At 70.6% G+C, this 14,248-nt stretch carries 9 protein-coding genes and 1 pseudogene; 3 read left to right on the forward strand and 7 right to left on the reverse strand.

Annotated elements, in window-relative coordinates; genetic code table 11:
• Window positions 1–534 (forward strand): annotated as a pseudogene (locus CON77_RS15605) (hypothetical protein); the annotation flags it as partial.
• On the opposite strand, the gene CON77_RS12245 reads toward CON77_RS15605, so the two are convergent.
• Entirely contained in the window at window positions 501–944 is a 444-nt protein-coding gene (locus CON77_RS12245) for a DUF4148 domain-containing protein (RefSeq protein WP_101049541.1), read from the reverse strand. The pseudogene CON77_RS15605 and the gene CON77_RS12245 overlap by 34 nt on opposite strands.
• 187 nt (window positions 945–1,131) lie before the next feature.
• Between CON77_RS12245 and CON77_RS12250 the strand changes: the two genes are divergently transcribed.
• Entirely contained in the window at window positions 1,132–2,151 is a 1,020-nt protein-coding gene (locus CON77_RS12250) for a LysR family transcriptional regulator (protein WP_101049555.1), read from the forward strand.
• On the opposite strand, the gene CON77_RS12255 is transcribed toward CON77_RS12250, so the two are convergent.
• The 3 genes from CON77_RS12255 to CON77_RS12265 all read right to left on the reverse strand — a co-directional run bounded on the left by CON77_RS12255 (window position 2,087) and on the right by CON77_RS12265 (window position 7,764).
• Window positions 2,087–5,773, reverse strand: a complete 3,687-nt coding sequence (locus tag CON77_RS12255; RefSeq protein WP_101049543.1) for an EAL domain-containing protein — start codon at window positions 5,771–5,773, stop codon at window positions 2,087–2,089. The genes CON77_RS12250 and CON77_RS12255 overlap by 65 nt on opposite strands.
• 52 nt (window positions 5,774–5,825) lie before the next feature.
• Window positions 5,826–6,713, reverse strand: a complete 888-nt coding sequence (locus CON77_RS12260) for a class I SAM-dependent methyltransferase (RefSeq protein WP_101049545.1) — start codon at window positions 6,711–6,713, stop codon at window positions 5,826–5,828.
• Between the two features lie 115 nt (window positions 6,714–6,828).
• Window positions 6,829–7,764, reverse strand: a complete 936-nt coding sequence (locus CON77_RS12265) for a LysR family transcriptional regulator (RefSeq protein WP_101049547.1) — start codon at window positions 7,762–7,764, stop codon at window positions 6,829–6,831.
• 106 nt (window positions 7,765–7,870) lie between these two features.
• Here CON77_RS12265 and aptA point away from each other — a divergent pair, with 106 nt between their 5' ends.
• Window positions 7,871–9,223, forward strand: a complete 1,353-nt coding sequence (gene aptA / locus CON77_RS12270) for an omega-aminotransferase AptA (protein ID WP_101049549.1) — start codon at window positions 7,871–7,873, stop codon at window positions 9,221–9,223.
• A 1-nt stretch (window position 9,224) separates the two neighbouring features.
• On the opposite strand, the gene CON77_RS12275 is transcribed toward aptA, so the two are convergent.
• The 3 genes from CON77_RS12275 to CON77_RS12285 form a co-directional block, all read right to left on the reverse strand.
• Window positions 9,225–10,631: an efflux transporter outer membrane subunit gene (locus CON77_RS12275; protein WP_101049551.1), complete on the reverse strand. Its 1,407-nt coding sequence runs from the start codon at window positions 10,629–10,631 to the stop codon at window positions 9,225–9,227.
• Window positions 10,624–13,776 (reverse strand): efflux RND transporter permease subunit, encoded by a 3,153-nt coding sequence (locus CON77_RS12280; protein ID WP_101049553.1) that lies wholly within the window; start codon window positions 13,774–13,776, stop codon window positions 10,624–10,626. Before CON77_RS12280 ends, CON77_RS12275 begins: the two co-directional genes overlap by 8 nt.
• Window positions 13,777–13,785: 9 nt before the next feature.
• A partial coding sequence (locus CON77_RS12285; protein ID WP_157826947.1) for an efflux RND transporter periplasmic adaptor subunit occupies window positions 13,786–14,248 on the reverse strand: 463 nt, incomplete at its 5' end.

Here is a 14,248-nt window from a genome sequence, read left to right on the forward strand (position 1 = left end):
GGGCGCGACGATAAATCGGGGGCTTACGTGTTTCGCCGCAGCGGTGCGACGCCGGCCGTGCCCGAGCGTCCGGCGGCCGAGCGTGCCAGCCCGGACCGGGTCACCCCCGAGCGCGCCGAAGGGCCGGTGGAGCGCCCGGTGGGCAGCTATTTCCACCAGCCTGCGACCGTGCCGCCGGCAGTGCCGGTGGCGGTGATCGAGCCCGCCCCGGCCGTCACCGAGGAGGGGCCGGTGGCCATGCCCCCGTCGGCGCCCCGCCGCCGGGGGCGGGGTGGCCGTGCCAGCGTCTCTGTGGACGCCACACCCCAGGTCGGACCGGAGGTGGTGTCGCCGAGTCCAGAGACCGCCGTTGCGCCGGTGCCCGCGCCGGATGCGGTGGACGCTTCCCCAGAAATGGGATCGCCCCCCGTGGTCACGGGAGGCGAGGGTGGCGAGGGGGGGGAGGCGGCGAGCGCCGCCCCTGTGGCACGCAAGGCCGCGGCGCGTCCGCGGCGCCCGCGTCAGCCGCCGAAACCGGCTGCGCCCGAAGTCTGAGCCTGGGCCGCCTGCGGGGCCTGGGGGTAGCGGTTCGGGTAGACCTCGTTCATCAGGCGACCGCTTTCGCTGTCGGCCAGGACGTTGCCGGTGCGGATGGCTTCGGCCAGCTCGGCCTTGACCTGAGCGCGGGTTTTGCTCACCGGGGTGCCGACGGGCGCGGCTTTCGGCGCGGCGTTGCCGGGCTGGGCCACAGTCGGGGCGGCTTTCGGGTACAGGTGCGGGTAGACCTGGTTCAGCAGCTGGCCCGATTCGCCGTCCGCCGGCATGTTGCCGGTGCGGATGGCTTCGGCCAGCTCGGCCTTGACCTGTTCGCGGGTCTTGCCCACCGGGGCGTCTTGGGCGAGGGCCGGGCCGGCCACCAGGGCGGCCACGGTCAGGGCGAGGGCGGAAAATGCGGTGCGGTTCATGACAGGGTCCTTTCAAGTCAACAGAGGGGTGACAGGTGCCGGACCCCATGTCCGGGCTGCCACGTCGGCGGGGGCGGTGGGCCCGTGTGTTGCCGATGGGTGAACTTTAAAATTCCATCGCAAAGAGATAAATGGTCTAATCGATCACTCGGTATTTCTGAAATAGAAACAATCTGCTGGGGTGAACATGGACCGATTGCTCTCGATGCGGGTGTTTGAGCGGGTGGTGGACGAAGGCGGCTTCGCCGCGGCCGCGCGCGCCCTGGACCTGTCGGCGCCGGTCGTCACCCGGCTGGTGGCCGACCTGGAGGACCACCTGGGCACCCGGCTGCTGCAGCGCACCACGCGCCGCCTGGCCCTGACCGAGGCCGGTCAGGCCTACCTGGGTCGGGTGCGCAACATCCTGCAGGACATCGACGAGGCCGACGCCGCCGCGGGCGCCCACACGCGCGAGTTGTCGGGGGTGCTGCGCCTGCACGCCCCGCCGGTGTTGGCCACCTACGTGCTGGCGCCCTTGCTGGCCGAGTTCCGCCTGCGCCACCCCAGCGTCCGACTCCACCTGGAGGTGGAGAGCACCGACACCCCCCCGATCGAGGACTTCGACATCACCCTGCTGGCCACCGACGACCGCTTCGACGCCGGCATCGTGGCGCGCAAGCTCATCGAGGCGGAGGTGTTTCTGGTCGCCGCACCCGCCTACCTGGCCCGCCGTGGGGTGCCCGCCACCCCCGAGGACCTGCGCGGCCACGACTGCCTGCGCGTGCGCCTGCCGCTGGTGCGCACCCACACCTGGGAAATGTGGCCCGAGGACGCGCCCGAGCGACTGGTTTCGCTGACGCTGGAGCCGGTGCTGCAGGCCAACCACACCGACACGGTGCTGCGCGCGGTCCTGGACGGCGCCGGCATCTGCGCCATGACGGTGGACGTGGGTGGGGCCTACCTGACCCGGGGCGAACTCGTGCGCGTGCTGTCGCCGTGGATCCTGGGGCGCTTGTCGCTGTACGCGGCCCTGCCCAGCCGCAAGTTCCTGCCGCAGCGCACCCGGGTGTTCATGGACTTTCTGACCGAGCACGCCCGGCGCCAGCGCGCCCAGGCCCTGGCGGTGTGCAGCGCGCGCCCGGGCGCCGCACAGGGCCCGGGGGTCACGGCGGGGTCGGCGTCCGCGCCAGAAAGGCCTCGAAATCCGCCGGCGCCAGGGGCCGGCTGAACAGGTAGCCCTGCAACTCGTCGCAGCCGCGCTCGCGCAGGAAGTCGCGCTGGGCCTCGGTTTCGACGCCCTCGGCAATGGTCGTCATGCCCAGGCTGTGCGCCATCTGGACGATGGCGGTGACGATGGCCTGGTCGTCGCGGTCGACGGTGAGTTCGCGCACAAAGGACTGGTCGATCTTGAGCTTGTCCACGGCAAAGCGCTTGAGGTAGCTCATGGACGAGTAGCCGGTGCCGAAGTCGTCGATGGACAGGCGGAAACCCGCCGCCGACAGCGCCGCCATGGTCTGGCGGGCGGCTTCCGGGTGTTTCAGGGCCACCGCTTCGGTCAGCTCCAGCTCCAGGCTGTGTGGCGGCACCCCGGCTTCGGCGGCGATCCGCGTCACGTGCTCGGCCAGCCCCGGCTGCGCGAATTGGATGGCCGAGAGGTTCACCGCCACGGTCAGGTCGGTGCGGCCGGTGTCCTGCCAGCGGCGCAGCTGCTGCGTGGCGCTGCGCAGCACCCAGTCGCCGATCGGCACAATCAGGCCGTTTTCTTCGGCCATGGGCACGAATTCGGCCGGCGACACCGCGCCCCACTGCGGGTTGTTCCAGCGCAGCAGGGCTTCGGCGCCGACCACGCGGCCGTCGTCCAGCCGGCACTGCGGCTGGTACACGAGGTGCAGCTCGTCGCGCGCCAGGGCCTGTTTCAGGGCGTTGCCCAGGGCCAGGGTGCGGGCGGTGTGCCGCTGCATGTCCGGCGCGTAGAAACGGAAGGCGTTGCGCCCGTCCTGCTTGACCTGGTACATGGCCGATTCGGCCGCCATCTGCAGGCTTTCCAGGTTGTCGCCGTCGTTGGGGAACAGCGCCACGCCAATCGACGCACCGACGATCAGTTCCTGGTTGGCCAGGGTCAGGGGCTGTTGCAGGGCGTGCAGCAGGCGCGTGGCCATGGTGGCGGCCTGGTGCTGGTTGGTGTCGGGCAGCAGCACCAGGAAGGCGTCGCCGGAGTGGCGCGAGACCGTGTCCTGGTCGCGCAACTGGGCCTGCAGGCGCTGGGCCAGCTCGCGCAACAGCAGATCGCCGGAGGCCGTGCCCAGTGCGTCGTTCACCACCTTGAAGTGGTCCAGGTCGATGGTCATGAGCGTCAGGGCCTGCCCGTTCTGGCGCACCCGCTCCAGGGCCTGGGTGAAGCGTTCCTGCAACTGGGCCCGGTTCGGCAGACCGGTCAGCTGGTCGAAGTGCGACAGTTGCCGGATGCGTTCGGCCGCAGCTTTTTTCTCGGTCACGTCCTCTTTGTGGGCGAGGTAGTTGACCACCTCGCCGGCGCTGTTGCGCACGGGGTAGATCAGCACCTGTTCGATGTAGTCGCTGCCGTCCTTGCGGCGGTTGGTCAGTTCGCCCTGCCACGGCTGCCCCGCCACCAGGCGCTCCCACATGGCGCGGTACACCGACGCTGGCGTTTTGCCCGAATGCAGCAGGCGCGGGTTCTGGCCGAGCAGTTCCTCCAGGCGGTAGCCGGTGCTGCGGCAGCAGGCTGGGTTGGCGTATTCGATGCGCGCCTCCAGGTCGGTGATCACCACCGGGTAGGGGTTCTGCGCCACCGCGGCCGACAGTTTTTCGATGGTGGCGGTCTGGGCCTTGCGCTCGGTCACGTCGCGGGCCGAGGCGTAAAAGCGGTCGCCCCCGGCCTTGGCGCGCCATTCGATGTGGCGAATCCCGCCGTCCAGGCCAATCCAGCGGTTGTCGAAATCGACCACATCGGTCTGGCCGCGCAACTGGGCCAGCGCGGCCAGGGTGCCGGGCCGGTCGGCCGGGTGGATGAAATCCAGGAAGCGCCGGCCCTGGAGGTGGGTGGTGGGGTGGCCGGTGACCCGTTCCCAGGCACCGTTGACGCGCAGCAGGGTGCTGTGGTGGTCGGCGATGCAGAACAGGTCGAGGTTGGCGCTGAAGAAGTGGTCGAGTTCGGCCTGCTGCGCCTGCAGGCGCCGTTCGCGCCGGCGCCGGTCGAGCAGTTGCCACAGGTTCTGGGCCAGGATGCGCAGGGCATCTTCGTCGTGGTCGTTGTAGGGCGTGGCCTTGTTGCCCAGGCCGAGCACGGCCACCACTTCGGTGTTGTCCAGCACCGGCACGGCCAGCCAGCGTTGCAGCGGTGGGTGGAGCGTGTCCGCGTTGACGCGCAGCGGTGTCTGGCGTTGCAGCACGCCGGCCCAGGGAGCCGTCGGGGTTGGGTCGTTCCACAGATCGGCCAGGCCGGGGTCGTTGCCCACGCTGACCCCCATCCAGTGGGCCGCCCCTTCGCCCGTGAGCCCCCCGAGGGCGCTGTGACCGATGGCCACGGCGCTGCCGGTCAAGGTGAGCGCCTGCTCCAGCCCGTGGCGCAGCAGGCCGGCGTCGTCGAGCCGGCGGGCGGCTTCCGGCAGGGTCAGCAGGGCGGCGTTCAGCCGGGCCTTGTGCCGCAGGCGGATTTCGTCGTTGACGATGTCGGTGACGTCGCGCGAGAGCACGAGGAAATGGGGCGCCGCTTGCGGTTCTGTGCCGCTGCGCGCGATGGACAACTCGAAGTGGCGCAGGCCGTTGGGCACCTCCAGCGTGATCCGGGCACCGCGGGCCACCCCCTCGGTGGCGGCGGTGGCCAGGGCCTGGAGGCAGGTCTGGGCCGCGGCCTGGGGCATCACCTCGCGCAGGTTGCGCCCGACCAGCAGTTGGGCCTCGGCCAGCAGCAGGCCCTCCTTGTGCGCGGGCACGTCCAGGTAGTTGCCGTCCAGGTCCATCTCGAACAGCAGGTCGGGCAGGGTGTCCAGGGTGGCGCTCAGGCGTTGTTCCGAGGCGCGTAACTGCTGGTAGGGGCGTTGCACCGTTTCCACGAACAAGGCGCGGTAGAGGAAGGCGTAGGCGACGATCTTGTAGAGGTGGCCGACCAGGTTGTAGACGTCGCTGACGTCGGCGTAGAGCGTGAAGAAGAATTCGCTCATGGCCATGGTGGCGGAGGCCACCAGCAGGCCGCTGGTGTTGTACTGCCGGGGCCGGCGCAGCTGGTGCACGAACAGGGCGGCCGCGGTGGCGTAGGCCGCGATCAGGCCGTACTCGTAGTGCAGCTTGAAGTCCGTCAGCCCGGTGCCGGGGACGAAGGTGCGGGGCACCCAGTCCGGCCGAAACAGGAAGACCCCGTGGGCCAGGCCGACCACGCCCACGACCCCAAGCACCCATGCGGCCCGTGGCAGGCGCGCCGTGTGCTGCCACGGCAGCAGGGCCGCCCCCAGCAGCGCCAGGGCCGCCAGGGTGCGGGCGGCGAACCAGAAGTTGATGGCTTTTTCCGGGCCGCTGGCGGTGACGAAGGCCGGCATGCCGGTGTAGGACAGCAGGTGCGACAGGTCGAGCAGGCCGACCCCGAGGAAGAGGATCGAGGTCCACAGCACGCCGCGGGAGGGCTGGTACAGCTGGGTGTTCCAGCCCACCGCGAACACCAGGCCCGCGATGGCCACCGCCACCACTTCCAGGGCGGTGTGCAGGGGGGCGTAGTTGGCCAGCCCCTTGGCCATTTGCGGCGCCGGCAGGAGCAGCACCAGCACCAGCAGCAGGCCCAGCCCGGCCACGGCACGCAAAGCGTTCGGGGTCTCGCGGCCGTGGCTGGGGTGGATCATGCGCCCATCGTACTAGATGACCGGGTGGATTCGGCCCCTCGTGCAGGGGGGCTCAGTCGTCCAGCCCGAGCAGGGCCAGGCCGTACAGCGGAGCGCCGAGCCAGGGACGCCAACAGGTTTCGCTGGCCCAGCCGGCCCAGCCGTAGCATTCGCTCACGCTGCGCAGCGCCTGCAGTTGCAGGCGGGGGTGGGGGGCGGTGAGCTCGTCGGGGTGGTGCAGGCCCCAGCGGAACTGGGCGCCGGTCGGGCCGACGCTGGGGTGGTGCTGGGCCCGGCCCACCGCCAAGTGCGACAGGGTGTCCAGCAGGCAGAGCGAACCCCTCGGGGCTTCGGTGGCGAATTCGCGCAGCACCGCCTGCGCCTGGGCCGGCTCCAGGTACATCAGCACCCCTTCCAGCAGCAACAGCACCGGCTGGGCGCTGTTCTGGGGGGGCAGGCCCAGGGTGTGCCACCAGCCGGGCTGGCTCAGGTCCACCGTGGCGTTGCGCCAGCGCGGGTGTTGGATGGGCAGCAAGGCCGTGCGCAAGGCCGCCACTTCGGGCAGGTCGGCGTCGATCCAGTGGTTGCGCCCGGTGTCGAGCCACTGGAAGTGGGTGGACAGGCCGCAGCCGAGGTTGGCGCCGGTGGCGTCCGGGTGGCGCGCGAAAAAGGCCCGCCCCCAGGTTTTCAGCAGGGCGGTGCGCCACAGGATGTTGAGGACGGTGGCGCCGTCCGCCAGGTAGGGCTGGCTGTCGGCGCCCAAGCCGCACAGCAGGGCCGCCGCGTGGGCGTCGTGGCAGTCCAGCCAGGGGAAGTTGCGCCCGCCACCGGCGCGCGCGGCCAGGGGAATCAGCAGGGTGCTGGGCACCGCGTGCAGGGCTTGCGCGCCGAGGCCTTCGGGGCGTTCGTGGCGCGGGCTGGCGCAGTGGGTGCGGCCACCGTGCCGGACGATCGGGTCCATGCTCTCCCCCTGGCGTCTCAAGGCGCCGGTTGTGGTCAAGGGTGCGTGCTTGTCCTGGGACCTTAGCCGTGAAATCGCCCGGTGGCAAGCCGGGTTTGTGCCCGGGCGCGGGCGTTCAGCCGGGCGGGGTGCGGTGGGCCTGTTGCAGGGCGTCGAGAAAGGCCCGGGTCAGGCGCGAGGGCGCGGGCGAGCGCCGCACGATGGCCGAAAACCGGCAGGTGTAGCGCAGCACCTCGGGGGCCACGGCGCGCATCTGGCCGGCCTGCACGAAGCCGGCGGCGTAGTGGTCGGGCAGAAAGCCGACGAAAGCGCCGGACAGCACCAGCGTGGCCACCGCTTCCTGGTCGGAGGCGGTGGCGCGGCGCTCCAGCCGGCGCTGGTGGGCCAGGGCCATGTTGGGCGAGTGGTAGCCGAGCGCGGCCAGGTCCTGCTGGCGCAGCGCGTCCCAGTCTGGCGCCGGGGCGGGTGGGTCGAACCAGGCGTGGCCCCGGCCGGCGTAGAGCTGCATGGTTTCGCCAAACAGGTCGGTGTAGGCCAGGGTGTCGGAGTGGCGGTGCTCGGGGATCACGCCCAGGTGGTAGCGGCCGTCGATGACGCCGCGCTCGATCATGCCGATGGTGCCCACGTGCAGGTGCAGCGTGGCCTGCGGCACGGCCTGGCGGAAGCGGGCCACGGCGGCGGCGATGTGGGCTTCGGGGTTGGAGGCGGTTTTTTCGAACAGCGCCACGTGCAGGTCGCCGCCCAGGCGGCGGTGGATGTCGTGCAGCCGGCCGCGGAAGGCGTCGGTGGCGGCGAGCAGGCCCAGCGCCGCGTCGTACACCTGCTCGCCCTCGGGCGTGAGGGCGAAGCCGGCCCGCCCGCGCCGGCACAGCACCAGGCCGAGCCGGGTTTCCAGGTCTTTCACGTGCCGACTGATGGTGGACATGGCGATGTTCAGCTCCAGCTCGGCCGAGGCCATGCCGCCGCACTCCACCACGCTTTTGAACACGCGCAGCAGGCGCAGGTCGGCGTCGCCCAATTGGCCCAGCCAGGCCAGGTTTTTCACTTGCATGAATCTTCAACCAAGGATGGGTATTTCGTCATTCATAAGAGTAACACCGCGGCCGACAATGGCCGCCATCCCCGCTTGTTCCCCGTTTTCCCCGGAGCCTTTGTCCATGGACCTGACCGACAGCCAGCACCTGCAACACCCACCCCGCACCGACGCCGCCTGGCTCGACGCGCACTGGATGCCCTACACCGGCAACCGCGATTTCAAGGCCCACCCGCGCCTGCTGACGCAGGCCAGCGGCGCCTACTACACCACCGCCGAAGGCCGGCGCGTGTTCGACGGCCTGTCGGGCCTGTGGTGCACCGGCCTGGGCCACGCCCGCCGCGAGATCGTCGAGGCCGTCAGCCGCCAGGTGGCGACGCTGGACTACTCACCCGCCTTCCAGTTCGGCCACCCGTTGTCGTTCGAGCTGGCCAACAAGATCGTGGAGCGCATGCCCGCGGGCTTGAGCCACGTGTTCTTCACCGGTTCGGGTTCCGAGTCGGCCGACACCTCGCTGAAGATGGCCCGGGCCTACTGGCGGGCCAAGGGCCAGGCCAGCAAGACGCGCCTGATCGGCCGCCTCAAGGGCTACCACGGGGTGAACTTTGGCGGCATCTCGGTCGGCGGCATCGTCGCCAACCGCAAGCTCTTTGGCCAGGGCGTGGAGGCCGACCACCTGCCCCACACCCAGCCACCCGCTGGCAGCTTTTACCGCGGCATGCCACCCACCGGGGCGGAGCTGGCCGACGAGCTGCTCAACCTGATTGCCCTGCACGACGCGTCCAACATCGCCGCGGTGATCGTCGAGCCGTTTTCGGGCTCGGCCGGCGTGGTGATTCCGCCGCAGGGTTACCTGCAACGCCTGCGCGAGATTTGCACGCAGAACAACATCCTGCTGATTTTTGACGAGGTGATCACCGGTTTTGGCCGTTGCGGCGCCTGGACCGGGGCCGAGGCCTTCGGCGTCACGCCCGACATTCTGAACTTCGCCAAGCAGGTGACCAACGGCGTGCAGCCGCTGGGCGGCGTGGTGGCCCGGCGCGAAATTTACGACACCTTCATGGCCCAGGGTGGCCCCGACTACATGCTGGAGTTTCCGCACGGGTACACCTATTCGGCGCACCCGGTGGCGTGCGCGGCCGGCATCGCCTCCATGGACCTGCTGGCGCAGGAAGACGCGCCGCAGCGCGTGCGCGAACTGGCGCCGCATTTCGAGAACGCGGTGCATGGCCTGAAGGGGGCCCGGCACGTGGCCGACATCCGCAACTTCGGTCTGGCCGCGGGCCTCACCATCGCCGCGGCGCCGGGCGAGCCGGCCAAGCGCCCTTACCAGATCGCCATGGCGATGCTGGCCAAGGGCTACTACGTGCGCTACGGCGGCGACACCATCCAGCTGGCACCGCCCTTCATCAGCACCCCGGCCGAGATCGACAGCCTGGTCAGCGCGCTGGGCGACACGCTGCAGGCCACCGACTGACTCAGAACCCGCCCACGGCCCGGTACAGCGCCACCCGGTTCTGCAACCGGGCGTAGCGCGTCTGCACCAGGGCCTGTTCGGCGCTGAAGAGGCTGCGCTGGGCGTCCAGCACCTCCACCTGGCTGGCCACGCCCTGGCGCAAGCGGAGTTCCGACAGGCGCAGGCGTTCGGCTTCGGCCCGCACCAGCGCCTGCTGCGCTTCGAGTTGCGCACCCAGGGTGTCGCGCCCGGCCAGGGCGTCGTTCACTTCCTTGAACGCGGTCTGGATGGTTTTTTCGTACTGCGCCAGCGCCACCTCGCGGCCGGCCTGGGCCGAGGCCAATCCGGCGCGGTTGGCGCCGCCGTCGAAGATGGGCAGCAGCGCCTGCGGCGCCAGCGTCCAGCCCCAGGAGCCGCCGGCAAACAGGCCGGACAGCTCGCTGCTGGCCGAACCCACGCTGGCGGTGAGCGAGATGCGCGGGAAAAACGCCGCGCGCGCCGCACCGATCTGTGCATTCGCCGCGGCCAGTTGCTGTTCGGCCGAGCGGATGTCGGGCCGCTCCAGCAGCACGCGCGAGGGCAGGACCAGCGGCACCGCGGCCAGCACCGGGTCGGCATTGGCCGGGGCGGCGGGGACGCTGGCCGGTGCCGGGTCGGTCGCCAGCGACTGGCCGACCAGCAAGGCCAGGGCGTTGCGCGACAGCGCGCGTTGCCGCTGCTGTTGCGCCAGCGTGGCGCGGGCCGACGCCAGCAGCGATTCGGCCTGGCGCAACTCGAGGGCGGTGGCGGTACCGTGGTCGAAGCGCAGTTGCGTCAGGCGCAGGCTGGTTTCGCGGGTGCCCAGGGTGCGTGCGGTCAGCGCCAGCAGGGCCTCGTTGGCCTGCAGGTCGAGCCAGGCGGTGGCGACGCCCGCCACCAGGCTGACCCGGGTGAAGCGCAGCGCCTCTTCCGAGGCCAGGTACTGGGCGCGGACCGCTTCGCGCAGGCTTTCCAGCCGGCCAAAGAAGTCGAGTTCCCAGCCGCTGACCAGCAGGCCACCGGTGTAGACGCTGCTGATGGGCGCGTTCTCGCCGGTGGTCTGGCGGCTGCCGGTGACGCCGGCGTTGACCGTGGGCAGGCGCGCCGCTTCGCGCACGCGCAGCTGCGCCCGCAGCTGTTCCACCTGCGCCGCGGCGATGCGTGCGTCGCGGTTGTTGTCCAGCGCCTGCTGCACCAGGGTGCGCAGGGCGGGGTCGGTGACGAAGTCCTGCCAGGGCAGGGCCTGCACCGCGGCGTCGCCGGGCACGGCGGCCTCGGCACCGCTCCAGGCGGCGGGCAGTGTGGTGTCGGGTCGCTGGTGGGGCTGGAATTGCGAGCAGCCGGCCAGGGCCACCAGGCAGGCCGCCAGGGCCGTGTGCCGCCACGGCAGCGTGGGGCGGGTTTCAGTCATGTCGCACTCCCATGTGTTCGGCATCGTGCTGATGCACCAGGTGCTGGCGCGCGCTGCCCTTGAACAGCGAGCGCACCACCACGAAAAACACCGGCACGAAGACCACGGCCAGCACCGTGCCGGTGACCATGCCGCCGATCACCCCGGTGCCGATGGCGCGCTGGCTGGCCGAGCCGGCGCCGGTGGCCATGGCCAGCGGCACCACGCCCGCGGTGAAGGCCAGCGAGGTCATGACGATGGGGCGGAAGCGCAGGTGGGCGGCCTCCAGTGCCGCGTCCATCAGGCTTTTGCCCTGGGCCTGCAGGTCCTTGGCGAACTCGATGATCAGGATCGCGTTCTTCGCCGACAGGCCGATGATGGTGATCAGGCCGACCTGGAAGTACACGTCGTTGGCGTAGCCGCGCAGCAGCGTGGCCAGCAGCACGCCGATCACGCCCAGCGGCACCACCAGGATGACGGCCAGCGGGATGGTCCAGCTCTCGTACAGCGCGGCCAGGCACAGGAACACCGCCAGGATGGCGAAGGCGTAGACGATGTAGGCTTGCGCGCCGGCGAGTTTTTCTTCGCGCGACTGGCCGGTCCACTCGTAGCCAAAGCCCGGCGGCAGTTGGGCCGCGAGTTTTTCCATCTCGGCCATGGCGTCGCCGGTGCTGTAGCCGGGCGCGGCGCTGCCGCTCAGGCGCATGGCGGGGTAGCCGTTGTAGCGCACGGTTTGCATGGGGCCCACCACCCAGCGGGTGCTGGCAAAGGCCGACAGCGGCACCGCCTGCCCGCGGCTGTTCTGCACCGTCAGCCGCAGCAGGTCGTCGGGCTGCATGCGCGCCGGGGCGTCGGCCTGCACCACCACGCGCTGCAGGCGCCCGGCGTTGGGGAAGTCGTTCACATAGGCCGAGCCCAGGGACGTGCCCAGTGCGCTGGCGATGCTGTCGAAGCCCACGCCCAGGGCTGCGGCTTTCTCGCGGTCGATGTCGAGTTGCAGCTGCGGCGCCGGCTCCAGGCCGTCGGGGCGCACCTGGGTCAGCACCGGGCTTTTGGCGATCAGGCCCAGCATCTGGTTGCGGGCGGCCAGCAGGGCGTCAAAGCCCTGGCCGGCGCGGTCCTGCAGCCGGAAGCTGAAGCCCGAGGCCGAGCCCAGTTCGGGAATGGGCGGCGGGCTCAAGGGGAAGATGAAGGCGTCGCGCACGCCCATCAGAGCGCCAAAGGCGCGGCCGGCAACGGCCTCGGCGCTGCTGCCGGGGGCGGCGCGTTCGGCCCAGTCCTTGAGCGTGACGAAGGCCAGGGCCGCGTTCTGCCCCTGCCCCGAAAAGCTGAAGCCCAGCACGCCGACCATGCTCTGCACCTCGGGCTGCTGGAGCATGAAGTCCTCGACCTGCTTCATCACCGCGCTGGTGCGCTCCTGCGTGGCGCCCGGGGGCAGTTGCACGTTGACCAGCATCGTGCCCTGGTCCTCGTTCGGCAGGAAGGAGGCCGGCAGGCGCTGGTACACCACCGCCGCGGCCCCGATCACGGCCAGGTAGACCACCATGGTGCGCCCGCTGCGCGACAGCAGCCGCCCCAGCCAGCTTTCGTAGTCCTTGGCCGTGCGCGAGAAGCCGCGGTTGAACCAGCCGAAGAAGCCGGTTTTTTCGTGGTGGTGGCCGGCCTCCACCGGCTGCAGCAGGCTGGCGCACAGCGCTGGCGTGAGCGACAGCGCGAAGAAGGCCGAAAACGCGATGGACACGCCCATCACCGCCGCGAACTGGCGGTAGATGTTGCCGACCGAACCGCTGAAAAACGCCAGCGGCACGAACACCGAGATCAGCACCACGGTGATGCCGACGATGGCGCCCGAGATCTGCCGCATCGCCTTGTGCGTGGCCTCGCGCGGGCCCAGGCCCTCCTCGCTCATGATGCGTTCGACGTTCTCCACCACCACGATGGCGTCGTCCACCACGATGCCGATGACCAGCACCATGCCGAACATGGTCAGCACGTTGATGGAGAAGCCCATGGCCAGCAGCGCGCCGAAGGTGCCCAGCAGCGCGACCGGCACCACGATGGTGGGGATGACGGTGTAGCGCCAGTTCTGCAGGAACAGGAACATGACCAGGAACACCAGCAGCACCGCCTCGCCCAGCGTGACCACCACCTTTTCGATGGAGATCTTGACGAAGCGCGAGCTGTCGTAGGGGATGGCCCAGCTCATGCCGGCGGGGAAGAAGCGCTCCAGCTCGGTCAGCTTGTCGCGCACCGCCTGGGCGGTGGCCAGGGCGTTGCCGCTGGGCGAAAGCTGCACACCGATGCCGGTGGACGGCTGGCCGTTGAGGCGGGCGGTGGTGGCGTAGAGCTGGCCGCCGAGTTCGATGCGGGCCACGTCTTTCAGGCGCACGCTCGAGCCGTCGGCGTTGGCGCGCAGCAGCAACCGGCCGAACTCGTCCACGCTGCTCAACTGCCCCTTGACGACCACGGTGGCGGCGATGCCCTGGCCGGCCACATTGGGCAAAGCGCCGATTTCACCGGCCGATACCTGCGCGTTCTGTGCGCGGATGGCCGCGGTCACGTCGGCCGCGCTCAGGCCGTAGCCCTGCAGCTTGGCGGGGTCGATCCACACCCGCATGGCGCGTTCGGTGCCGAACAGCTGGGCCTGGCCCACGCCGGCCACGCGCTGCAGCTCGGGCAGCACGTTGCGCGAGGCGTAGTCGCCCAGGGCCACCGGGTCCCAGGCCGGGTCTTTGCTGGAGAGGATGGCGAACAGCAGGAAGTTGTTGCGCGACTTGTCCACGCGCACGCCCTGCTGCGTCACCGCCGACGGCAGGCGCGGGGTGGCGCGGCTCAGGCGGTTCTGCACGTCCACCTGGGCCAGGTCGGGGTTGGTGCCGGGCTGGAAGCTCAGGGTCAGCGTGCCGGTGCCGTTGGCCTGCGCCACCGACTCCATGTAGATCAGCCCGGGCGAGCCGTTCATTTCGCGTTCGATGACGGACAGCACGCTGTCTTCGAGCGTCTGCGCCGAGGCACCGGGGTAGGTGGCGTTGACGACGATGGACGGTGGTGCCACCGGTGGGTACTGCGCGATGGGCAGCTGGGTGATGGACACCACCCCCAGCACCACCACGAACAGCGCGATCACCCATGCGAAGATGGGGCGGTCGATGAAGAACTTGGCCATGGCGGTCCCTTACTTGGCCGCGCCGGCCTGGGCTGCCGGGGCTGGGGCGGGGCCGCCCGGCGGCTGCCAGGGCACCGCCTTCACCGGGGCGCCGCCGCGCAGTTTCTGGAAGCCGTCCACCATCACCTGGTCGCCGGCCTGCAGGCCTTCCAGCACCACCCACTGGCCGTTTTGCTGGCTGCCCAGCTTCACCGGGCGCGGCGCCACCTGGCCGTCGGCGCCCACCACCATCACGCTGTCGCCCTGCGGCGAGCGCGTCACGGCCTGTTGCGGCAGCGTCACCGCGTCCGCCGCCTGGGCCTGCGCCAGGCGCACGCGCACGTACATGCCGGGCAGCAGGGTGCCGCCGGGGTTGGGCACCTCGGCGCGCAGCGTGACCTGGCCGCTGGTGTTGTCCACCGTCAGGTCGGTGAACAGCAGTTTGCCCGGTTTCGGGTGCAGCGTGCCGTCTTCCAGCACCACCTGCACCGTG

The sequence above is a fragment of the Macromonas nakdongensis genome (assembly GCF_002837145.1).
GTDB lineage: Bacteria > Pseudomonadota > Gammaproteobacteria > Burkholderiales > Burkholderiaceae_C > Macromonas_B > Macromonas_B nakdongensis.